At 43.6% G+C, this 23281-nt stretch carries 12 protein-coding genes; 6 read left to right on the top strand and 6 right to left on the bottom strand.

The window, feature by feature from the left end; genetic code table 11:
• Positions 1 to 19: 19 nt before the first annotated feature.
• Entirely contained in the window at positions 20 to 2476 is a 2457-nt protein-coding gene (gene thrA / locus AC1XUD_RS15600) for a bifunctional aspartate kinase/homoserine dehydrogenase I (protein ID WP_483361954.1), read from the bottom strand.
• 694 nt (positions 2477 to 3170) lie between these two features.
• Here thrA and AC1XUD_RS15595 point away from each other — a divergent pair.
• A complete protein-coding gene (locus AC1XUD_RS15595) occupies positions 3171 to 6314 on the top strand; it encodes a SusC/RagA family TonB-linked outer membrane protein (protein ID WP_483361953.1) in 3144 nt (1047 codons plus the stop codon).
• A 19-nt stretch (positions 6315 to 6333) separates the two neighbouring features.
• Positions 6334 to 7788 carry a SusD/RagB family nutrient-binding outer membrane lipoprotein gene (locus AC1XUD_RS15590; protein ID WP_483361952.1) on the top strand — a complete coding sequence of 485 codons (1455 nt, stop codon included), beginning with the start codon at positions 6334 to 6336 and terminating at the stop codon, positions 7786 to 7788.
• Positions 7789 to 7861: 73 nt separating this feature from the next.
• Here AC1XUD_RS15590 and AC1XUD_RS15585 read toward each other — a convergent pair whose 3' ends face one another.
• Positions 7862 to 8602 carry a hypothetical protein gene (locus AC1XUD_RS15585; RefSeq protein ID WP_483361951.1) on the bottom strand — a complete coding sequence of 247 codons (741 nt, stop codon included), beginning with the start codon at positions 8600 to 8602 and terminating at the stop codon, positions 7862 to 7864.
• Positions 8603 to 8815: 213 nt separating this feature from the next.
• Between AC1XUD_RS15585 and AC1XUD_RS15580 the strand changes: the two genes are divergently transcribed.
• The gene (locus AC1XUD_RS15580; protein WP_483361950.1) at positions 8816 to 9064 is read left to right on the top strand and encodes a hypothetical protein; all 249 of its coding nucleotides are present in this window, start codon (positions 8816 to 8818) and stop codon (positions 9062 to 9064) included.
• Positions 9065 to 9078: 14 nt separating this feature from the next.
• On the opposite strand, the gene AC1XUD_RS15575 is transcribed toward AC1XUD_RS15580, so the two are convergent.
• Positions 9079 to 12033 carry an FAD-binding and (Fe-S)-binding domain-containing protein gene (locus AC1XUD_RS15575; RefSeq protein ID WP_483361949.1) on the bottom strand — a complete coding sequence of 985 codons (2955 nt, stop codon included), beginning with the start codon at positions 12031 to 12033 and terminating at the stop codon, positions 9079 to 9081.
• Between the two features lie 229 nt (positions 12034 to 12262).
• Between AC1XUD_RS15575 and AC1XUD_RS15570 the strand changes: the two genes are divergently transcribed.
• Positions 12263 to 13750 (top strand): hypothetical protein, encoded by a 1488-nt coding sequence (locus AC1XUD_RS15570; protein ID WP_483361948.1) that lies wholly within the window; start codon positions 12263 to 12265, stop codon positions 13748 to 13750.
• Between the two features lie 518 nt (positions 13751 to 14268).
• Here the strand turns inward: AC1XUD_RS15570 and AC1XUD_RS15565 are convergent.
• A complete protein-coding gene (locus AC1XUD_RS15565) occupies positions 14269 to 15543 on the bottom strand; it encodes a sensor histidine kinase (RefSeq protein ID WP_483361947.1) in 1275 nt (424 codons plus the stop codon).
• The gene (locus AC1XUD_RS15560; protein WP_483361946.1) at positions 15540 to 16217 is read right to left on the bottom strand and encodes a response regulator transcription factor; all 678 of its coding nucleotides are present in this window, start codon (positions 16215 to 16217) and stop codon (positions 15540 to 15542) included. The genes AC1XUD_RS15565 and AC1XUD_RS15560 overlap by 4 nt, the downstream gene beginning before the upstream one ends.
• A 307-nt stretch (positions 16218 to 16524) precedes the next feature.
• Here AC1XUD_RS15560 and AC1XUD_RS15555 point away from each other — a divergent pair, with 307 nt between their 5' ends.
• Both AC1XUD_RS15555 and AC1XUD_RS15550 read left to right on the top strand, forming a co-directional pair.
• Entirely contained in the window at positions 16525 to 17847 is a 1323-nt protein-coding gene (locus tag AC1XUD_RS15555; RefSeq protein WP_483361945.1) for a TolC family protein, read from the top strand.
• Between the two features lie 60 nt (positions 17848 to 17907).
• Positions 17908 to 22299 (top strand): efflux RND transporter permease subunit, encoded by a 4392-nt coding sequence (locus AC1XUD_RS15550; protein WP_483361944.1) that lies wholly within the window; start codon positions 17908 to 17910, stop codon positions 22297 to 22299.
• Positions 22300 to 22408: 109 nt separating this feature from the next.
• Here the strand turns inward: AC1XUD_RS15550 and AC1XUD_RS15545 are convergent, their stop codons facing one another.
• Positions 22409 to 22984, bottom strand: a complete 576-nt coding sequence (locus AC1XUD_RS15545; RefSeq protein WP_483361943.1) for a DUF4136 domain-containing protein — start codon at positions 22982 to 22984, stop codon at positions 22409 to 22411.
• Between the last annotated feature and the right edge of the window lie 297 nt (positions 22985 to 23281).

Below are 23281 nucleotides of genomic sequence, written 5' to 3'. Positions count from 1 at the left end.
AATCGCCTTACGCCTCGTTCTATCCCAAATAGCTACTAATGCTCATGATATCGGCAAAAACTCCCGACGCTGTCACTTCCGCTCCTGCTCCCGGACCTTTAATCACCAACGGCCGGTCTTTGTATCGCTCCGTGGTAAATGATATGATATTATCACTTCCTGAAAGCGTGTAAAAAGGATGGGCCGCGTCAACGGATTTCAATTCAACAACTGCCTTTCCGTTTTCCAGTGAGGCTATATATCTTAGTTTTTTGCCTTCATCCGCTGCCTTCTTGCTCAGATCGGCAAAATAATCATCAGAGACAATCATTTCCTCAAAAAATGAATCAATTGACGTCGCTTTCAAACAGTTTTCCGGTAAGATCTGAGCAATTTTAATTTCATTCGCTTCCAGTGGAACGCCTACCTCACGCGCAAGAATCAGGATTTTTCTGGCCACATCCGCACCACTCAAATCTTCTCTCGGATCTGGCTCCGTAAACCCTTTTGCTTTGGCTTCACCCACAACATCGGCAAAGCGAACGCCCGGTCCAAACGAGTTGAATATATAGGAAAGCGTCCCCGAAAGGATGGCTTCAATTTTCAGAAATTTATCACCACTGGCCATCAAGCCCTGAATGGTGTTAATGATTGGCAAACCTGCCCCCACGTTTGTTTCATATAAAAACTTAACACCTCTTTTCAGCGCAGTTCTTTGCAAAGCGATATACTCTGCATATGATCCGGAATTGGCTACTTTATTCGGTGTAACTACTGATATACTCGCATCGAGTAACATATTGTAATACTGAACGATATCTTTATCCGAGGTACAATCCACAAAAACACTGTTCGGCAGGTTGAGCTCGATCATCCTGTGAACGAATGCCGGCAAACTCGTCTTTACACCTTCCTCATTTATTCTTTCGCGCCACTGACCTGGATTAATGCCATCCGCTTCCAGCAACATTTTTTTAGTATTGGTCAATCCGGCGATATTCAGGTTTAAGAGTTTTTCTTCTCTTAAATAGGTTGCCTGGTTTTTAATCTGTTCCAGCAAGGTACCTCCTATCAAGCCCACTCCGACAATAAACAAATTGAGGGAACGCGTTTCGGATTGGAAGAAAACGCCGTGAATGGCATTCAAAGCTTTTGACAAATCGCCTTTTGCAATTACAACTGAGATATTCAACTCCGAAGAGCCCTGAGCCGTCGCAACTACGTTGATACCGTTTTTACCCAAAACAGAGAAAAGCTTGCCGGAAACACCCGTACTCTTCTTCATTCCTTCGCCGACAATCGCAATGATGGACAGATTTTTTTCAACGCCGATGCTGTCAATATGCCCCAACGCAATTTCTGTCGCAAATTCCTTTTCCAAAACCTCAATTGCTTTTGCAGCATTTTTTGGGTCAATGGAGAAGCATATCGAGTGTTCCGAAGAGGCCTGCGATATCAGAATTACGCTGATGGAATTATTGGAAAGTGTCGTAAAAAGCCGGCCGGATATACCCGCCACGCCGATCATACCGCTTCCCTGGATATTCATCAACGCTATTTCGTCAATCGAGGAAATACCGGTTATGGCATAATCTTTTCCATTGGCTGCCTTTTGGACATATGTACCTCCAAATTCTACATTAAAGGTATTCAGTACTTTAAGTGTTATATTTTTAGAAAATGCAGGTTGCAAACTCGGTGGATATATCACCTTCGCACCAAAATGCGAAAGCTCCATAGCTTCGGCATATGATATAGATGGAATCGTAAACGCATTCGCAACTTTACGAGGATCAGCAGTCATCATACCGTCCACGTCAGTCCAGATTTCAATGGAATCGGCATCCAAAGCCGCTCCAATAATAGAAGCTGTATAGTCTGATCCGCCTCTGCCGAGCGTAGTGGTCACCCCATCTGCGGTGGACGCAATAAAGCCCGTCACACATTGCAGCGCAGTGTGTTTAGCAAAATATTCAAGAATCAAATGATTGGTCGCCTCGAAATTTACGTCGCCCATACCATATGTTTCATTGGTATGAATGATCTGTCGCGCATCGCAGAACTCAGCATTTACCCCTTTACTTTTCAGAATCTCACTGATGACAAGTGTCGATAAACGTTCGCCGAAACTCATGATCAGATCCAGCGTGCGAACAGAAAGTTCTTTAATCCAGGATACGCCTTTAAGGATATCCGACAATTCATTGAACAATCCTCTCACAGCGGCAAAAGTACTGCTCTGCTGTTTGACATTGATTAAACCCCTTACAACAGCGAAATGTCTTTCTTCAACAACTTTCAGAAATTCAATATATTCCGTGTTTCCGGAAGCCGCCATTTTGCCAATTTCAATCAACCGGTTCGTGACACCGCCCATGGCGGAAAAAACGACTGCTATTCGTTCCCCTTTTTCAAGGTTATTTTCAATGATACCGATTACCGTTTTTATGCTGTCTGCCGAACCGACAGAAGTGCCACCAAATTTGAGAACCTTCATTAATAAATTGTGTACGAATTACTGATATCGACCTATCGCCAGCTAATGACGTCCAGTCTGCTAAACAACAAGCTACAAATATAGTGATTCAATAACACCTTCTCACGCCTGACTGACAATCACAGACTTTTCACGCAATTTTTGACCATTATTCTCACACAGCATAAGGGAGTCAAGGCATTTTCCAACGAGAGCAACCAGCTGCAGGCATAGCATAACTGATAGTATGTCACAGCCAATTTAGAATGTCGAGGAGGCTCAAAAATACCCACCTCGTTTTGCACTTAACTTACATTATATTTTACAAAACAATTACGTATATAATTTGGCAAATATTATTTTGTATAGAATATTATTTGCAAGAAATGCCATATAACGTCATTTTTATTACTATAACCACAAAAAATATAATCTTATTCTTCATTTGCAAATTATTATTGATTTATATTTTTACTTTATATAAAATCACGTTCTATAATTTTGAAAGCAGCTCATTTTGTAGAATATTATTTTCCAATTCACTCTTATTACATATTTATTTACCATACTACTCTCTCATATGAATTAACCTCCCTTTCACGCCAAAATTATCACTTTTCTGCGCCACGACGATCCGCCTCCCACCAGGAGTTGGATGACGTATTAATTATCACTCATCTTACTATTTACATTTTTTAAAACCTACCTAATCATTATGAGATTAAACTTTACACTGACGTACATAATGCTTTTTATGTTACTCAGCCTCACCACCTTTGGTCAGGATCTGGCCATTAAGGGTAGAGTACTGTCAAAAGGCGACGGTACCGGCCTTCCGGGAGCCAGTATCCTTATCAAAGGAACGAGTCGTGGTAGTACTACCGATGCTGATGGTGCATTTACAATGACTGCACCCGCTAATACTACCATCGTTGTATCTTTCATTGGCTTCAAAACAATTGAAATAGAGACTGGAACTAAAACTTCTTTTGAGATTCTTCTGGAGGAGGACGCGACCCAGTTTAACGAGATTGTGGTTACAGCTTTGGGTATTGCCAGAGAGAAAAAAGCACTCGGATATTCCGTTCAGGAAGTGAGTGGAAAGGCATTGACCCAGGCACGCGAAACTAATTTAATAAATTCATTATCAGGAAGATTAGCAGGAGTCCAGGTGACAGGATCCAATGGAGCTCCTGGTGCATCGTCCCGTATGATCATCAGAGGGGCCAGTTCGATCGGAAGTAACAATCAGCCTCTTTTCGTAGTGGATGGAGTACCTATTGATAATAGCAATTTCGGTTCGGGAACGGGAGTTGATTACGGAAATGCAGCGGCTTCGATCAACCCTGATGATATCGAATCAGTAAACGTATTGAAAGGACCAAGCGCTTCGGCTCTATATGGTTCGAGAGGCGCAAATGGCGTAGTAGTGATCACTACTAAAAGTGGCAAGGGAACAAAAGGAATCGGGGTTTCGGTCAATAGCAATACCAGCTTCGACTCACCTCTGAGACTTCCAAAATGGCAAAATGAATATGGTCAAGGCGCAAAGGGCCTGTTCTCATATGTAAATGGAGCAGGCGGTGGTGTTAACGATGGTGTGGATGAAAGCTGGGGACCAAAATTGGACGGCAGATTGCTTCCACAATTCAACTCGCCGATAGCAGCAGACGGTACCCGTACCCCTACGCCCTGGATAGCACATCCTGATAACGTGGACAAATTCTTCGAAACCGGTAAAACCTTTACAAATAGCGTTGCCGTAACAGGAGGAAGTGACAAAGGAGATTTCCGTTTGTCATTCACAGACTTGAAACAATCAGGGATCTTGCCAAATACAGATTATCACAGACGGACAGTTGCACTGAATGCAGGCTGGAATCTGACCAAAAAACTGACGGTTCGGGCAACGGGGAACTATGTGAACGACGGCAGCGACAACCGATCTAACTGGGGACTTTATTTTATCTGGTTTGGACGTCAGGTGGATATGGATGAATTGAAAAACTACCAGGCACCAGGTTCTATTTACCAATATAACTGGAATAACAACTATTGGACCAACCCATATTATGTCCAGAATCTGAGCACAAGAGCCAACGATCGCGACAGGTTGTATGGAAATATCTCAGCCACCTACAAGTTCACGGATTGGCTGACACTTACAGGACGTACAGGAACTGACTTTTACACAGACCGTCGCAAAACGAGAGGTGCAGCCAGAATTGATAATTTGAACGGTGCGAAACTTTACGACAGTTATAATGAAGAGCAAATATTCGTTCGCGAGTCCAACTCTGATTTTTTATTAAACGCAACCAAAAAATTTGCAGAATTTGATATTACCGCAAATATTGGAGGAAACCACCGCACCAATTACGCACAGCGTAACTATATGGGAGCTACGGAGTTAGCGATTCCTCGTGTATGGAATATGGGTAACTCCCGCCAGCGCCCGGTGACTGAAAACTCATACATTCAGAAGACGGTAAACAGTTTGTATGCTTCTGCAAACTTGGGGTACAAACATTTTCTATTCCTGGATTTGACGGCACGTAATGACTGGTCGAGTACATTGCCTTCCAATAACCGTTCTTACTTCTACCCGTCAGCAGCTGTGAGCGCGATCATTACTGACATGTTCAATATCAATTCCAAAGTGCTTTCATTCGCAAAAATTCGTGCAGGGATCGCCCAGGTTGGAAATGATACCGATCCATATCGTCTGGCAAGTACTTACAAATACGAAAATCCATGGGGAAGCACGCCAAGTTTGTCGGAAAACAATGCATTGTTGAACGCTTCTCTCAAGCCTGAGATCACTTCTTCGTATGAAATTGGCGCTGATATACGCCTTTGGCAAAACCGTGTTGGTTTGGACGTCACATATTACAGCAAAGAGTCTTCCAATCAGATTCTTGACGTAAACATTTCAAATACAACAGGTTATTTATCAAAACTTTTGAACGCAGGTAAAATTGAAAACAAAGGTATCGAGATCCAGTTGACGGCAACACCGGTTAAAGTAGGTGGATTCCAATGGGATATCGCTGTAAACTGGGCGAAAAACAAAAACAAAGTTATCTCGCTTGCCAATGGCCTTACAACCTACCAGCTGAACACAAGCTACAATACGTTAACTCAGGCTACCTCTACAAGCAGCTTCAGAGGGCTTTCCGTTGAAGCACGTGTTGGTGAGCCATACGGTACATTTTTCGGAAAGGGCTTCATGCGTGATCCTGAAGGCAATATCGTTTACGATTCCCAAGGATATCCAACGATCGACCCGGTTAGCCGTGTCCTGGGTAGCTTTACACCAAATTGGATCGGCGGTATTTCTAATACATTCACTTACAAGAGATTCTCTCTGAGCACGCTGATCGATATCAAAAATGGTGGAGATATCTTCTCGCAGTCAATCAATATCGGTCGCTATACCGGGGTATTGGCAGAAACAACCATGGGCCGCGAAACGGGTGTTGTGGGAGAAGGCGTTGTGAACGTTGGTACTGCTGCAAACCCGGAATATGTACCTAACACCAAGTCAATCAGTTCGGAAGAATACCACCACAAATATTACCTTCTGACAAACAACGAAAACACGATTTTCGATGCGAGTTATGTAAAGTTGAGAGAGGTAAAATTCACCTATATGATTCCGGGCCAGGTAATGAAAAAACTACCATTCCGCGATATCGCAATTTCGGTAGTCGGCCGTAACCTGGCATTGCTTCATAGCAACCTTCCACACATCGATCCTGAAACAAGCTACTATAATGATGGTAACCTTCAGGGTATCGAAAATGGACAGCTTCCAACAACGCGTTCGGTGGGTTTCAACATCAGCTTCAATCTATAAGATTTAAAATCAGATACTTATGAAAAGCATATTATATTTCACTAAATCAAAAACGTTTCTGGCAGGTCTCCTTTTTTGTACTTTATCGTGTACCGGAGATTTCGACGAAATCAATACCAACCCGAACAGCGCATCTACCGGGTCGGCTGATCTTTTCCTTCCACATGGTATTCAAAGCGCAGTAGACGCATATTGGGGCGGGTCCCTGGGCCAGGACATCGGTGACGGATTTTCCCAGCACTGGGCCCGTATCCAATATACAGATATAGATCAATACACAGTTTCTGCCGACGTTTATAATGGTGCGTGGCAAACGATGTTCATCGAATCTCTTGCAGATTATGACCGTATATCAAAGATAGCAGTCGAGACCAGCAACCCTAACTATCAGGCTGTGGCGACCATTATGCGGGCCTGGGTTTTTATGCTGTTAACCGATATATATGGCGATATACCTTATGCAGAAGCCCTGAAGGGACTGGAAGATCAATTGTTGCCAAAATATGATTCACAAAAGGCGGTTTACGCTGGACTGGTTGGTGAATTAAAAACGGCCAATGACATGATTACAACAAGTGGGAATGCGATCACCGGTGATATCCTTTTGAACGGCAATATGCTGAAATGGAAGAAATTTGCAAACTCACTAAGCCTTCGTTTGCTCGCAAGAATGCTGAATAAGGCGGATGCACCTCTTGACGTAAAATCGGAAGTGACCCGCATCCTGAGCGATGCCGCAAAGTATCCGGTAATTTCAAGCAACGCAGATAACATTCAGCTGAACTATCTGGACGCGACGAACAATAACAACCCTATAAATCAAAATCGTAAGACACGTGATGACCACCGTGTAAGCGCTACGTTAGTGAATAAGTTGCTGGCGTTAGGCGATGCACGACTTCCGGTTTATGCCAATACACCACAAGATGGTGGAGAATACAAGGGCGTTCCAAATGGGCTGTCGTCTTCCGACGCCAATGCGCTGGGGCTTTCGAAAACTTCCAAAGTGGGAGATTATTTCACGAAAGCAACCGCACCAGGTGTGATCATGACATATGCTGAATTGTTGTTTCTGAAGGCTGAATTTGCATATAATGGAATAGCTGCTGCAGGAACTACCGAAGCAAACTACACCGAGGCTATTACCGCTTCCCACGCGCAATATGCGTTGACAGTGAGCCCTTCCTATTTAGCTACTAATGCTCTTAAACCAGGAACAGCTGGTTATCAGCAAATTATGGAACAAAAGTGGATTGCACTATATGGCCAGGGAGTAGAAGCCTGGACGGAATATCGTCGTACAGGAATCCCTGATCTTAAAGTACCGGACTTGAACACGAATGGAAACATTCTTCCAACACGCCTGCCTTATCCCGGTTCTGAAGAGTCTTTGAACAAAGAAAATTTCAATACAGCTCTGACTGCTCAGGGAGGCCAGAACGATATGAAATTGAAATTGTGGTTTGCCAAATAAGATAAGTGGGTGACAGAAAAAAGCGGATGCTGACGATTGTCAGCATCCGCTTTTTTGTTGATTGGACCAATAATTAGAATGCGATCCCGATACCTCCACCAACATTCACAACGCCTACGAATCGTTTTTCACTCAACTTCTCTGAGAAATCGTGAGATCCTCTCGTTGCATTTATTTTGATATCCTTCACTTCTATTTTCGCTCCAATAATATCGCCATTAACCTGAAGATAAAGATTCCTGACAATTGGAAAACGGAAACTCGCCCCACTTTGAAATCCGAAGGCTGATCGAGAAAAAGCCTTTAAATTCACATAAACAGGTGGTTTATTCATATCAGAATTTCCCACTACGCTTACATTGGGAGAAGTTGCCCAAACCTGACCAACCTGACCGTGAAGTTCTAGCTGCATCCTCTTAATATTAATATATACCGCAGGCCCCACCATAAGCGCACTTAATTTCCATCTTGAAACATCTGCATTCCAGGTGAACTTTTCATCCAGAAAATCAGTGTACTCATGCGCTTTGTCGATCATTGGCCCGGAATTGGTAGTATTATTGTTCATACTGCCGGATGCTTTGATCCCAAACCATCGAAACATTCGGAAATCGTAATTGACTTGTCCGTAATATCCCGGCCCGGCTAGACCGGCGATTGAGTCATCTGCCTTTTCATTAGCCATTTCTCCAACCGGCAGGCTATATCCTCCGCTGACAGAGAAAAAACTTCGGGTTTCATCTTGCGCAACGGCACTGAATGAAAATAAGAGGGACAGCAAAAGAAGAGGAATCTTCCATGTAGAATTTTTCATTTTAACGTTGAGTTATTTTGAGAAGGGTATATTATTGCTAGTAAAGGTACGCAATTTTGTGCATAACGATACACTTATATTCTTTGGTTCAATACTCAAAATGATAAGGAAAATTTGTCTACACATTTTTACATTAAACCTCCAATTATTGCTTTTAAAAGCGTGGTATGAATTTGGTATACTGAGTATTATCAAACCAAATTTTAAATCGCCATGGACAGGGAAGAAACAGATAAAGAAGCCAGATCCACCAAAAATTTGAAGAATGTTTGGAAGTGGATTTTAGGAATAGGTATCCTATTAATATTGATCGCCTTTTTCGGAGGCTTCTTCAACCACAACGGAAATTTTAAGGAAGCAGAATCTCCGTCGATGGCTGCACCAGACTCGGTCAATAAGAATCCTGACACTACTGCAACCAATGCAGATACGGTCATGCAAAATGTTAGAGGAACACAGTAAAATCTTATGGGATGCTATTCGATGGCATCCCACAAAATTTCGGCCGGATGAAGCGCTTTTCGTCCTGTGCCATCTTTTATCTGATGTCGACAGCTCGTTCCTGCTGCGGCAATAATAACATTATCAGGCTGTTGACGTACTGTTGGAAATAATACTAATTCTCCAATTTGCATCGAAACGTCGTAATGCTCGGCTTCATATCCGAACGAACCCGCCATTCCGCAGCAACCCGATGGGATCAGCTGTACTTTATAATTCGGTGGTAAAGACAGCGCTTTTTTCGAAGCTGTCAAGGTTGATAACGCCTTTTGATGGCAATGACCATGCAGTTTTATCAGCCGTGCTTTTTTGGTAAATTTATCCTTCGATATCCTTCCGGCGTCCAGTTCCCGGGCGATAAATTCTTCGAACAAAAGCGCATTTTTCGAAATGGAAATTGCAGCATCTTTAAGGTTTGAGGCAACCAGATCGGGGTACTCATCCCGAAAAGAAAGTATTGCCGAAGGTTCTATTCCGATGAGTGGCGTGTCGTATGTGATTATTTTTTTCAACATATTTACGTTTTCCTCCGCAAGCTTCTTCGCCTCTTTCACAAAACCCTTTGAGAGATATGATCGCGCTGATTCCTTGTGATCCGGAACCACAACTTCGTAGCCAAGTTTTTCTAATAAATTAATGGCTTTTTTACCTATTTCTACATCATTGTAGTTAGTAAATTCGTCGCAGAAGAGGTATACTTTTTTCTCCGCCTGTACTCTTTCTCTCTTCTGATACCAGCTTTGCAAAGTTGTGCTGTGCAAAACGGGCATCGACCTTTCGGGATGAAATCCAACTACTTTGTTTGCTATTTTCCGTAGGGTTGTTGTTCCAAAAATGGCATTATATACAAACGGGGCAATCGATGCCAATTTCATTTGCTTCGAGAAATTCGCAATGAGCTTACTTCTGAACGGAATTCCATTGGTTTCGTAATATTCCTGTGTAAACTCGGCTTTCATTTTTCCGATATCAACACTTGAAGGGCATTCAGATTTACAGCCTTTGCAGGAGAGACATAAATCCAGCACCTCCTTCACCATTTCCTGCCCTACTGCCTCCTCTCCTTCTTTAACTCTCCCGACAGATTTCTGAGTAAGGTATTGCCTTAAAATATTAGCCCGTGCTCTGGTTGTATCTTTTTCTCGTCTGGTGGCCATATAGCTGGGACACATCGTTCCCCCGGTCAGTTCAGTTTTTCTGCAATCACCTGAACCACTGCATTTTTCAGCCAATCTAAGTATTCCTTCTTGAGCCGAAAAGTCAAAAAGAGTGGGAATATCAATCTTTGGCAAGTCTTGCTCATATCTCAAAAACTCATTCATCGGAGGGGTATCTACAATCTTGTTAGCATTAAAAATGCCGTTTGGATCCCATATCCGTTTTACCTGACGGAACATTTCATATACCTCCTCCCCCATCATATAGGGTATAAATTCGCCCCTCAGCCTACCATCGCCATGTTCCCCGGAAAGGATACCGTTGTATTTTTTAACCAGTTTTGCAGTATCGCGAAGTACCTCCCTGAATTTGATCTTCCCTTCAGAAGTTTTCAGATTGATCAATGGTTCCACGTGCAATTCTCCTGCCCCGGCGTGTGCATAATAGGACGCATGCAAGCCATGCTCTTTGAGTAGTATTTCCAAATCAGCAATATATTCCGGCAAGTCTTCTACTGCCACCGCACAATCTTCAATCAAATTAACCGGCTGCGTATCGCCCGGGAGATTTCGAATCAAACCCAAACCAGCCTTCCGGATATCCCAGGCTTTGTTTGCTTCATCTCCAAAAAGTAAAGGATATGCATATCCCAAATTCTCGCTTTTCAGATCTGCTATCAATATATCTACCTGAGCCCTTACTTCCTGCTCCGTATTTCCCCAGAATTCCACCATCAGCAAAGCCGCGGGGTCTCCCTGCATGAAAAACCGATTTTGGGAATATACATTATGCTCCTTGGTAAAGTCCATGATGTATTTATCCACCAGCTCCGAAGCCTTGGGGTTGTATTTCATCGCTACACGATTTGCATGCAGCGACTCCGCAAGAGAATTGACATGCACGCAAACAACTCCGACAGAGGCTGGCGGCAAATCAACCAATCCGATTTTTGCTTCCACCACAAAACAAAGCGTCCCTTCCGAACCTGCAATTAGCTGACAAAGATTGATCTCATTCTTTTCAAGATGGGAAACCATGGCATCCAAAGCATATCCGGAATTTCTACGCGTCACAGTCGGTTTCCCAAATTGCTTCTTAATCAATTCCTGATCGACCGGATTGGAAAGCATCCCCCACATGCCCGCATATATACCTCGCTCGCGCTGACCTAACTCCGCTGAATTGGAAACTTTTTTCAAATAATCTGCAACAGTCTTATTGTTAAAAACCGTTTCAGTTCCATCCGACAATATCGCTTTGACCTCCATAAGGTGGTCACGTGTAGCCCCCCAGGTGATCGAATGCAACCCACACGAATTATTCCCGATCATCCCACCGATCATGGCCCGGCTGGCAGTAGAAGTCTCAGGTCCAAAAAGCAGACCATACGGCGCTAAATGCTTGTTCAAATCATCCCGAATAACTCCGGGCTGCACCCTCACCCATTTTTCCTCCTTATTGACCTCAATGATTTTCCCGAAATATTTGGAGATATCGACCACTATACCTTTTCCCACTACCTGGCCAGCCAGCGAAGTTCCTGCTGCACGCGGAATCAGCGTCAATTTATTTTCATTGGCAAAAGAAATCAGCAAACGAATATCGGCTTCCGTTTTTGGAAGCGCCACCGCAATGGGCAATTCCTGATATACCGAAGCATCCGTAGCGTAAACCGTCCTTTGAGCGCGGTGAAGTGTAGAATCGTCAAAATATAGCTCTCCGTTGAATTGAGAATGTAACGTATTAAAATTCAGTAAGGTAACGCGGTTCATGATGAGAGAAGTGGCAGTCTAAACCGTAACTTCGTTATAAGTGTTATAAACTTGCAAATTCGAATATCAAATATAACCCCGTCACATTAAAAAAAAGAAGCTTCGGGTTAATTGCGCAGTACCTTTCAGTAAAGAAATATTATAATGGCACAATTATTTACTTTTACCGTCGATTGTCCGTTATCCTAATCGGTTAACGACAAAGCTGTTTCCACACATTTAACAAAATATGAGACTAAGATCGACCATTTTTATAATCCTGACCATCTGTTCTTTCATTGCTTTTACCTGTCAGGCCTCTTCCGAAGGCGCCGACAAGCCTACCAGCATCACGGTTGGATCAACGGGTGTATCTAACGCAATCGTAACGTTGGTGGTTGAAAATGTTGGATTTTACCCCAGTTTGGGCATTGGCTTGTCGGAGATCGAATATGAAACAATCGCCACGATCAACTTTAAAGATATTCAGAATGACCGAGTAGAATTGTCGATTAAGGAGCCAAAAATGGTACGCCTGCAGTTTGTTGGGAATGGTCGAAACCGGACTTATATGCTTTTTATGCAGCCGGGAGACAATCTAGTTGTTATGTTCTCTGCCAACAATGACGTCGCTTTCGCTGGTACGAATGCCAATTATCAGGTTTTTTTGAGCACGCATTTCCTTGAAAACCATTATCAGTATCTTCCTGTTTTTGGGTACAAACCATACGCTATTGAAAGTAAAACTGTGGTGCATCAAAGTGATAGTTTGAAAAACTTACGCACAACATCTTACGCGAAATTCAAAACCGAAGCATCGCCAGTTCCCGCATTTGAAGCTTATGTGACGGCCACTACTTTTACCGAGCCATTAGTGATACGAAACCTGATGGCAGAGAGAATTATGCGAAAAAATAAGGTAACGAAACTGGATCCGGTACAACGAAAAGAATTAGAAGATCTGACACTTACAGATTTCAAAATACTTTCGGACGATGCGTTGCTTAGTAAAGCTTATCGTGACGAACTTAGAAACTGGGCTTTGATACCGTCGATCCGCAAATTTCCACTGGACGAAAGTAGCAGGTATGAAATTAGTCCGGATGCTTTAAAAGACGTTTATGCATATAGCAAGGAGAAGCTGGCTTCGAACCCGAAACAGCAGGAATACCTGTTGACTTATTGGCTTAATTACGCGGTAACCGCCACCCCAGAAGTTGAAACAGGAAAGACGTTGCTCGCTGATTTTCAGAGCACTTTTCCCCAATCTCCGTTAAACAAATATTTCACGGACTTAATCAAAACCAAAGAATCGCTCTCTCCTGGCCAGGATCTACCTGAACTTACTATGCTGGGAATGGACAGCACGGCTGTCGCAGTGAGCACTTTGAAAAAACCGATGGTTATGGTTTTTGCTTTCAGTATCGGCCAGCACGAGCCTTCTCTGAAAGTATTGGAAGAAAAATATAAGGACAAAGTGAACTTTGCATACGTTTCGGTAGTACCTGGCCTTCCTTTCGGAACCTTGAAGCAGTATACCAAAGACCGTGCGGACGCGAAACATTACTGGGTTTCTGACGAGACCATCGACTTACTGAAACAACGATACGCAATTGATATCAGATACCCTTTCCTGGTAACTGATGCTTCCGGCAAAATCGTTAATCGGTGGATACCACAGGAATTCCCCACCAATAAAACGCTGGATGCAGATTTGCAAAAAGCTGCAATTCAGTAGGCTGTGCAAATGCGGTTTGGCTGTTAAGCGGATACCCAAAGCAGAGTTTAGTGTGAATTTTGGATAGGCGATTTCACCTTCGTGGTTCAGATTTTTCTTTTAGCGACACTTTGCTATAACAATGTCAGTCCTTCGGACTTCTCCAGGCAAGTCCCGATTCGGCTTTCCTTTTACCAGACTTTTTTATACAATAATGTCAGCCCTTCGCACTCCTCCAAGCAAATGCTGATTCGGCTTTCCTTTTAACAGACTTTTTTACAATAATGTCAGCCCTTCGCACTTCTCCAAACACGTGCCGATCCTGTTTGCTTTTGATAAACTTGCTATAAAAATGTCAGTCCTTCGGACTTTTTACAGTCTCGATTCTGGTTGTATTTGATAACTCAGTTCAAATAATCTCACGAATTCGGCCCTCTAATAACCACGAAGTGGTGGTATTATTATAGAACGGCATATTTTCTTCACAGGGACAACCCTGAAAGGGTGAAATAAGGCAAACCTGTTTTAACAATTATCATTTACCTCCATTCCTGATTGTCATGAATACTGATCAGGTGAATTGAATTATGGTAGTCATATTCAACGATCAGCCCCGAATTGTCACATATTTGCTTGACAATTGCCAGCCCAAGGCCAACTGATTCTGTCTTCGCTGATTCTTTTTTGAATCTTTCAAAGAGACGTGCAGGATCACTTTTCAATTCGGCTCCCGTGTTGCTGATCTGAAGATAGTGGGCACCACCGTTTATCTCAATTTTGCCAAATTCATGGTTATGACGAATAGCGTTATTGATAAGGTTTGTCAATAGGATATCGGCGAGGCTTGGCGACATTTTCTTTACAAAATGGCTATTCCAATTTCTTTTGATCTCGATTTCGCGATGCGTTACAATATCCTCGAAATCCTGTAATTTGTCTTCTATCAACTGGGTCAAATCAAGCTCTTCCTCTATACCAAACTGCTGATTATCAATCTTTGCTAATAACAGCAATCCCTGGTTGAGGCGCGACATCCGTCTGGATGCATGATATATTTCCTCAATCCAATAGGTATGTTCGGCGTCCAGATCTTTTGATTGAATAAATTGCTCTACACGGGCATTGATCAGAGCCAACGGAGTCTGAATTTCGTGAGACGCATTCTCTGTAAATTCCTTGAGACTGCGATAGTCATGCTGCATCTTGTCGCCCATTTTGGTAAACACATCATTCAACTCGGCAAACTCATCAATTTCAGTCTCCGTAAGGTGGAGGGGCTGCTCTTTGGTCCAGTCGAACTGTTTGATTTTAGCAAGGGTATCATAGAACGCCTGCCATAATTTGCCCGACAATTTCCTCTGGAAGAAAAACATACTCAGCATCAGCATACCCAAAAACAACACCATCACAACAGATATCGCCTCTATCAGCTTATATGACTGAATCATGGATTTCCGGATTTCCACCCGATGCGGTACACCACCTATCATTGTGTAAAAGGTTAGCTGCCGAAATGGATCCACCGACTCATCATATTGATTGACAATCAAAGTGTCGGTAAATGTCGGAGAATTTTTAAATGTGCCGTAAACCGGAGAAACTTCGATCTTGTTTTCAACGAAGTATGAATTGTTCGACCAGGTATTATGGGTAGCAAGATAGGCCTCAAAATCGCGCCGTTCTACTCGCAGACGGGTTTCTACTTCGTCGTAGATCATGGTTTTGACGATCCAGTAAAAAGTAATTCCCGCTGTCAGGTAGATGAATAACGATACGATCAAATAAAGCCGACTGGTTTTTGCTAAGAGTTTCAAGGCGCTGCAAATTTGTATCCGATACCATAAATCGATTGAATATAGTCCTTTCCACCTTTTTCGAGCAACTTCCGCCGCAGGTTTTTAATATGCGAATACACCATATCCAGCGAATCGGAAGAATCGATATGATCCCCCCAAAGGTGTTCGGCGATGGATTCTTTTGTCAACGCCATATCAATGTTTGCCAGAAAATATAAAAGCAAATCATATTCCTTACGAGAAAGTGCAGTCTCTTTTCCAGCCACGAAAACTTTTCTAGCCTGAAGCTGGACGGTGATGCTATTCCACTGAATATCATTATTCCCCCCGAAACTTCTCCGCCTGATCAGCGACTTCACACGTGCGTTCAGCTCGGATAAATGAAACGGTTTGGTAAGGTAATCGTCCGAGCCGATCTCCAACCCCTTAATCTTGTCTTCCAGTGAGTTACGGGCAGATATTATGATAATCCCCGTGGTAGCGGCTATTTTTTTGAGTGTTTGGATAATTCCATATCCCTCGCCATCAGGCAGCATCAGATCGACAATCGTGCAATCATAATTATAGATACTTACCTTCTCATCGGCCTCCCAAAACGTGTGGGCTATTTCACAAACAAAACCCTCCCTGCCCAGATAATCCGAGATGCTTTCGGCCAGTCCTTTTTCATCTTCTACAATAAGTATTTTCATCAGAATACAGAATGTGCATCACAAAACTACCCGGCGAAATGGGAAACATTTGGGAAAGTATAAAATTAGCCCATAAAAGTTCTCCAAGGCCTTTCTTCCCAAATGTTTCCCAATTTGGTTGATAGTTTCGACCAAAATTTATTCCTAAAATAAAGTCGATTACTTCATGAATTATCCACGTCAGCCGCGATTTTTCGGGTCGGAGAAGTGCCTCCAACGAGAAAGCCGATGCTTATCAACACAAAGCTCTCATGTCAAACGCCTGGTTACTTTCCTGATTTTATGGATATGCGTTCCGGTGGGTGTTATGGCACAGCAAGTTACTTTAAACGATATTCTCGAAAAGGGAAAACAAAATTTCCCGTTTCTGAAAGCTAAAAAGGCTGAAATTAAAAGCGCAGAAAGTAAACTTAAATCCGTAAAAACGGACTATCTGCCGTCATTTGTCGTTCAGGACCAGTACACTTTTTCGACCAGCAATAGTGTAGCCGGCGCTTACTTACCCAACGAAGGCTCTGCACTGTCACCCTCCGGCGGAATCAGGCCCGAAAACATCTATACGGGAGTTTTCGGAAGTTTTACCTCGGCAATCGTGGATTGGAAAGTATTCAATTTTGGAAAGATCAAAGCCAATATCAACGCGGTCAATTCAGATATTGCAAGAAGTCAGTTTGACTATGAAAACGAACTTTTCCAGCATCAGATAAAGATTATTGATGCATACCTGGTTTTGCTGATCAATCAAAAGCTTGTAGATGCTCAGCTCCAAAACCTGGAAAGAGCGCGTGTTTTTAAGGAAGTGACGGACGCCAATGTTACCTCAGGAATGAGACCGGGCGTCGACAGCTCACTCGCCAGCGCGGAATATGCGAAGGCCCAACTTTTACTTTTGGAAAGTCAACGTTCTGAAAAAACACAACAACTTCGCCTCGCAGAGTTAAGTGGCGAACTAACAGAGAATCTGACAGTAGACTCCCTGCATTTTTATTCCAAACTTCCCGTGTCAGCGACCTTTTCAGGGGAGTTTCAAAAGAATCCGCTTTTGCGTTTGGCGCAAGCTCAAATCGACCTTTCAAATGCCCGAAGTACGGCAATACACCGCTCAGCACTGCCATCGATATCGCTCGTTGCTGCCGGATGGGGCCGCGGTTCAGGGGTTTCCAATCAGGACGACAGCTTTGATTCCAACTTTGGGAGTGGCGTCAAGTTTCAGGTTTACAATTATCTTTTTGGCATATCCACCAGATGGAACCTGACCAATATCCTGAAAGTTCGTAATGATTATAAAAGCGAACAATTTCAGGCTGAGCGTTTTAAGGAATTATACAATACCCAAAAACTCCAGCTCAGCAGACAGCAGCGCGAATCTCAGCTCCAATTTGATCTTTCACTAGCGCAGGCACGACTTACTCCAGTTCAATTATCGGCCGCGCAAACGGCTTTCAATCAGGCAGAAGCGAGATATCGCAACGGCATGACAGATTTGTTTACGCTGGCTCAAAGTGTAAACACGCTGAACCGCGCGGAAATTGACCGATATGTCACAAACGGAAACGCCTGGCGTGCCTTACTCATGGAAGCTGCTTCTGCAGGTGACCTGACCATATTCCTAAACCAGACTGGTAACTGATCAGATTGCATTCTGACAGTTACCGCCCATTATTTAAGTCGAAATATATAACCCAAAGATATGTATCAACTCATTCGAACTGCTCTGAGACAGCCCATTTCCATAGTTGTGGTGGTGATCGGGATCCTGTTCTTTTCGATATTGTCAATCCGAACGATTCCGGTAGACATTTTCCCGAATCTTGACCTGCCGACTATTTATGTGGTGCAACCATATGGTGGTATGGCTCCCGACCAGATGGACGGCTTCATCGCGACCCGTTATCAGGATCACTTTTTATATGTATCGGGGATCAAAGATGTCGATGTAAAAACCATTCAGGGATTGTCTCTGATCAAATTGTCATTTTATCCGGGCACAGATATGGCCCAGGCGGCGGCGGAAGTGGCAAATAACGTTTCCCGTGCGAAGGCATATATGCCAGAAGGAACCGTTCCTCCCCAAGTGGTTCGTTTCGACGCCAGCTCTGTTCCCATCGGACAAATGGTTTTTGAAAGCTCCTCCCGCTCGCTAAATGAAATTCAGGATTTTGCTTCATCTCGTGTTCGCCCAATGTTTTCCCGTATTGAAGGGGTATCCAGCCCGCCGCCTTTTGGAGGTAATCAAAGAACAATCGTCGTTCGTGTGGATCCGGAAAGAATCAGAAGTTATCACCTGACACCTGAGGAAATCATCAAATCCATTGTCGCCAATAACCAGCCATCCCCTGCCGGAAATATCCGCATCGGTGAGAAAACGCTCATGACACCTGTTAACTCCCTGATCAGCAAACCTGAAGACTTCCTCAATATCCCGATTCGCGTTGGTTCAGGCCCGACTGTTTTTGTTCGTGACGTGGGTACCGTGGAAGACGGCGCCGACGTGACCGTGAGTTATGCGCTGGTCAATGGGAAAAGAGCGGTATATATCCCGGTCGTAAAAAAATCGGACGCGTCGACACTTGACGTTGTAAACAATATCCGTGCGGCTTTGCCTCAGTTGAGAAATGCTGTACCGGAAGATATTAAAATCAGTTACGAATTTGACCAGTCGGTATATGTAACGAACTCATTGAAAAGTCTGATCACGGAGGGTATTCTGGGTGCGTTACTTACCGGATTGATGGTATTGCTTTTTCTTCGCGATTGGCGGAGTGTGATCATCGTGGTTGTTACGATTCCGATATCTATTCTTTCAGCGGTGATATTGATGAATTTGTTTGGTCAAACGATCAATATCATGACGCTGAGCGGATTAGCACTGGCTATTGGAGTATTGGTAGATCAGGCCACGGTGACGATTGAAAATATTCACCAGCATCAGGAAATGAGTAAGCCCAAAGAACAGGCCATATGGGATGCGTGTAAGGAAATCGCTTTCCCCGAATTCCTTATCCTTTTGGCCATATTAGCCGTTTTTGCTCCATCATTTGTAATGACGGGTATTCCAAGAGGTATGTTCTTGCCACTGTCACTGGCTGTTGGTTTTGCGATGATCGCGTCGTTCCTTTTATCGCAAACTTTGGTACCCGTATTGGCAAACTGGCTTCTGAAAGACCATCCAAAACACGAGGCACCAACGTTGGCCCTGGACAGCACTGAAATTCACGATGTGATTGAAGAAGGTGCGCATCCGTCGCTGCCAGTGAAAGGATTTGAGAAATTCAAACTGAGATATCTGGATTCACTTTCAGGCATATTGAACAAAAGAAATTTTGTCGTTCCTGTTTACCTCGTTGTTTCGGTTTTGCTGATCATCGGTGGATTTCTATTGATAGGAACAGATATTCTGCCAAAAGCAAATAGTCACCAATTTCAGATGCGTTTACGCGTTCCCGATGGTACAAGGGTTGAACGTACCGAACAGGCGACGCTGAGAGTACTGGATTTGATCAAGAAGGAAGTTGGCAAAGAAAACGTCGAGATATCGTCTGCATATGTCGGCACCGTGCCTTCCAGCTATGGCACCTCCAACATATTCGTTTTCAATAGTGGTCCGCATGAAGCAGTACTTCAATTGTCTCTAAGGGAAGATTTTCCTGTAAAAATGGATGCGTTGAAAGAGAAACTTCGTGCTAATATCTCAAAAGAACTTCCTTCACTGAGTATTTCTTTTGAACCGATCGAGTTGGTTGACAAGATCATGAGCCAAGGCTCTTCCACCCCGATCGAAGTAAGTGTTGCAGCGAAAGATATTGAAGAAGCCGGTCGGTTTGCCAAAAAAATTCAGGCTGAAATGAAAGAGATATCGTATTTGCGGGACGTTCAAATCGCTCAGCCGCTTGAATATCCGGTTCTGAACGTAGATATCAATCGCGAACGTGCTGGTCAGTTAGGTATTACTTCCACGCAGGTAGCCAGATCTATGGTGGCAGCAACCTCGTCCAGCCGTTTTACGGACAAAAATTTGTGGCTCGACAATGCGAAAGGCTTGGCATATCAGGTTCAGGTACAAATCCCTGAATATCAAATGACGTCGGTGGAAGATATTGGAACAATACCTTTGAAAAGTGGCGTGAGCAATCCGTTGCTTGCAGATGTAGCCACTTTCTCCGAAAAGACAACGCCCGGAGAATACGACCGCGCAGGACCAAACCGTCTGGTTACAATCACTTCGAACTTGTATAAAAAGGATTTGGGAACGGCTACAGACGCAGTTAAAAAAGCCATTAAAAATGCCGGAGAACCTCCACGCGGAGTTTTGGTTGAGCTCAAAGGACAGTCCAATCTGTTGACGGATACACTTACAAGTTTGCAAACCGGGTTGATGATCGCGATCATAATCATGTTCCTTTTGCTGGCTGCCTCTTATCAGTCGTTTAAACTATCACTGGTTGTACTTTCTACAATACCAGCGGTGGTAGTGGGATCAATCGGGCTGCTTCTTACAACCGGTGCTACTTTGAACCTTCAATCTTATATGGGTTTGATCATGTCCGTTGGGGTTTCGGTTGCCAATGCCATTTTGATGGTCACAAATGCTGAAAATATTCGCCTCGAGATCAAAGACGCCGGCAAAGCTGTGACGCTCGCAGCCGGAAGCCGGATTCGACCGATATTAATGACGAGTATCGCCATGATCGCCGGAATGATTCCAATGGCCTCAGGATTGGGAGACGGTGGCGACCAGATCGCTCCTCTCGGCCAGGCTGTTATTGGTGGACTGATCGCCTCAACTTTGGCATCTCTCCTGATCCTCCCGGCAATCTTCACGATGGTTCAGAAAAAAGCATCCATCGACTCGGTATCCCTTGATCCTGAGGATTCTTCAAGCAATTTCTTTCGTAAAAACTTACATCCGTCCATGTCTATGACAACTCTTAAATCTCTCGTTATCGTAATCCTTGCGTCGCTGGCGATATCGGCTTGCACCTCTGAGGCTGAAACTGAACACAATGAAACCAGTCAAAAAACCGAAGCTCCGGCGGAGGCAGAACTGACCACCGTTCAGAGCCTGAAACCAGCGAAAACCATTTCACTACCGGGAGAATTGAAGCCATGGAATAAAGTAAGCATCCACCCGAAAGTCAAAGGTTTTGTAAAAACGATACTAGTAGATCGCGGGACGTTGGTTAGAAAAGGACAGGTACTTGCCGTTTTGGAAGCGCCCGAAATTTTGACGGAACTCAATCAGGCTAAAGCACAATTGATCGCAGTGGGGGCGTCTGTGAGCGAATTTGAAACAAAATATAAAACCAGCAGCCTCACTTACAACCGTTTATTGAAAACCAATAAGACGCAGGGAGCAGTATCCCTGAACGAGTTGGATGTAGCACATGCGCGCGTATTGACCGACAGCTCGTTAGCAGCCGTTGCGAAAGGGAACCTGGAAGCAGCGAAATCCAATATGGAAACCAAATCGCAACTTGCTCAATATTTAACAGTTACTGCTCCGTTTGATGGCGTTATAACAGAAAGAAATATCAGCCCTGGCGCATTGGTCGGCCCGGAAAATGGTGCACATCCCCTCTTCGTTTTGGAAGACAATAAAAAACTGCGCTTAACATTGGCCATTCCTGAAAATATGACAAGCACTGTCCAAAACAAGGGCAGTGTCAAGTTCACCGTTCCGGCTAGCCCCGAAACCCAATATACCGGTGTTTTTGCAAGAAGTTCACGGAGTCTTTCGGAAGAAAACAGATCGATGATGGCTGAATTTGATGTTAATAATCACCACAATCAATTGAAAGCAGGAATGTATGCACAAGTAACAATCAATATGGAACGTCAGCAGAACACCTTGTTTGTACCCGTTAGTTCGGTAGTAACATCCAGCGAAAGCATGTTTGTGATTCGTCAAAAGGACAACAAAGCAGAATGGGTCACTGTAAAAAAAGGAACAGTTGTGGATTCGCTGGTTGAAGTTTTCGGTGATTTACACGCCGGCGACTTTATTGTAAAAAAGGCATCAGAAGAGATTAGGGAAGGTCAGACTTTAGAAGGGAAACCCAAACTGACAGCCCAGGCGCAATAGTATATATGCACACGGACGGGAGGAGTTTAGGCTCCTCTTTGTTTTTTTAGGCATAAAAAAACGGATCAAAATACATCGACCCGTTTTCTAAATTTTAACCAAGTGTTTATTATTTCCTGCTATAGGTGTCTAACGTGGCCTGAGGGAAAGTTCTCAGGATATCAGACATCGTATTTTTTACCATATTATCACGGTCATCTCTTTTAGTAGGTGCCTTCACTTTTCCTGAAGCCCAGCCCTGCCAAATCATATGGTCGCCGTTGCTTTGGTAAATATTAAGGATGAAACGGCTCTCCTGATAATTGTAGGTCGAGATATTATTTCCACCACCATACCACCACATATATGGAGAGTACATATTATTCGAGCGAACTTGTTGACGGTCTTTTACGTCCGTCATGAACCTTACAATCAACTCAGGGTTATTTGTTTCGAGCTTGTAGCCTTTCGACTCCATCACTTCTATCACCGCATCACTCAACCTCCTCCTGTTCAGCTCACTGCCCAATAATGGATCCTGTTCAATCTTATGCTCCGGTTCTACATTAAAGGTCTTAAATTGCTTGAGGTTCACTGAGGAGTCGTAGTCATAACTAACCTGTAACGCCTGGCTACAAGCCATCATCAAAATCCCGGCGAGGCCCATCACCATCAGAGACTTTGCCCACTTCACTATGCTTTTCATCGTTGTTTGAAATTAAAGTTTACTATGATCTGACAAATTCCGGACAGTTGGGTTTAAAACTTCCGGGTCAGAATACAGATATAACTAAGAAACAACAAAAGTTGGTATGCAAGTTCTCAAATATAAATTATTGGGGCTAAATGGCTGAATGGCGGGGTTTTGGGTCCAAGCATCCTCACAAATTCGACATCCCGATCATATTTCCGAACAACGAACCATTCTGTGACCAGAAAGGTATTTTTAATGGTGAATTAGACAATATAACAGATCGAAGCCTGAGCGAAAAAGCAGGAATCC

It is taken from the genome of Dyadobacter sp. HNCC25DJ184, assembly GCF_056895215.1.
Note: the sequence above shows the minus strand (reverse complement) of the source record. Positions and strands in the feature narration are given on the sequence as shown.

Coding starts and splice junctions, on each gene's coding strand:
- AC1XUD_RS15555 (WP_483361945.1), top strand. CDS start 16,525: ATGGCACAGCAAGTTACTTTAAACGATATTCTCGAAAAGGGAAAACAA.
- AC1XUD_RS15595 (WP_483361953.1), top strand. CDS start 3,171: ATGAGATTAAACTTTACACTGACGTACATAATGCTTTTTATGTTACTC.
- AC1XUD_RS15550 (WP_483361944.1), top strand. CDS start 17,908: ATGTATCAACTCATTCGAACTGCTCTGAGACAGCCCATTTCCATAGTT.
- AC1XUD_RS15545 (WP_483361943.1), bottom strand. CDS start 22,984: ATGAAAAGCATAGTGAAGTGGGCAAAGTCTCTGATGGTGATGGGCCTC.
- AC1XUD_RS15580 (WP_483361950.1), top strand. CDS start 8,816: ATGGACAGGGAAGAAACAGATAAAGAAGCCAGATCCACCAAAAATTTG.
- thrA (WP_483361954.1), bottom strand. CDS start 2,476: ATGAAGGTTCTCAAATTTGGTGGCACTTCTGTCGGTTCGGCAGACAGC.
- AC1XUD_RS15585 (WP_483361951.1), bottom strand. CDS start 8,602: ATGAAAAATTCTACATGGAAGATTCCTCTTCTTTTGCTGTCCCTCTTA.
- AC1XUD_RS15560 (WP_483361946.1), bottom strand. CDS start 16,217: ATGAAAATACTTATTGTAGAAGATGAAAAAGGACTGGCCGAAAGCATC.
- AC1XUD_RS15590 (WP_483361952.1), top strand. CDS start 6,334: ATGAAAAGCATATTATATTTCACTAAATCAAAAACGTTTCTGGCAGGT.
- AC1XUD_RS15570 (WP_483361948.1), top strand. CDS start 12,263: ATGAGACTAAGATCGACCATTTTTATAATCCTGACCATCTGTTCTTTC.
- AC1XUD_RS15575 (WP_483361949.1), bottom strand. CDS start 12,033: ATGAACCGCGTTACCTTACTGAATTTTAATACGTTACATTCTCAATTC.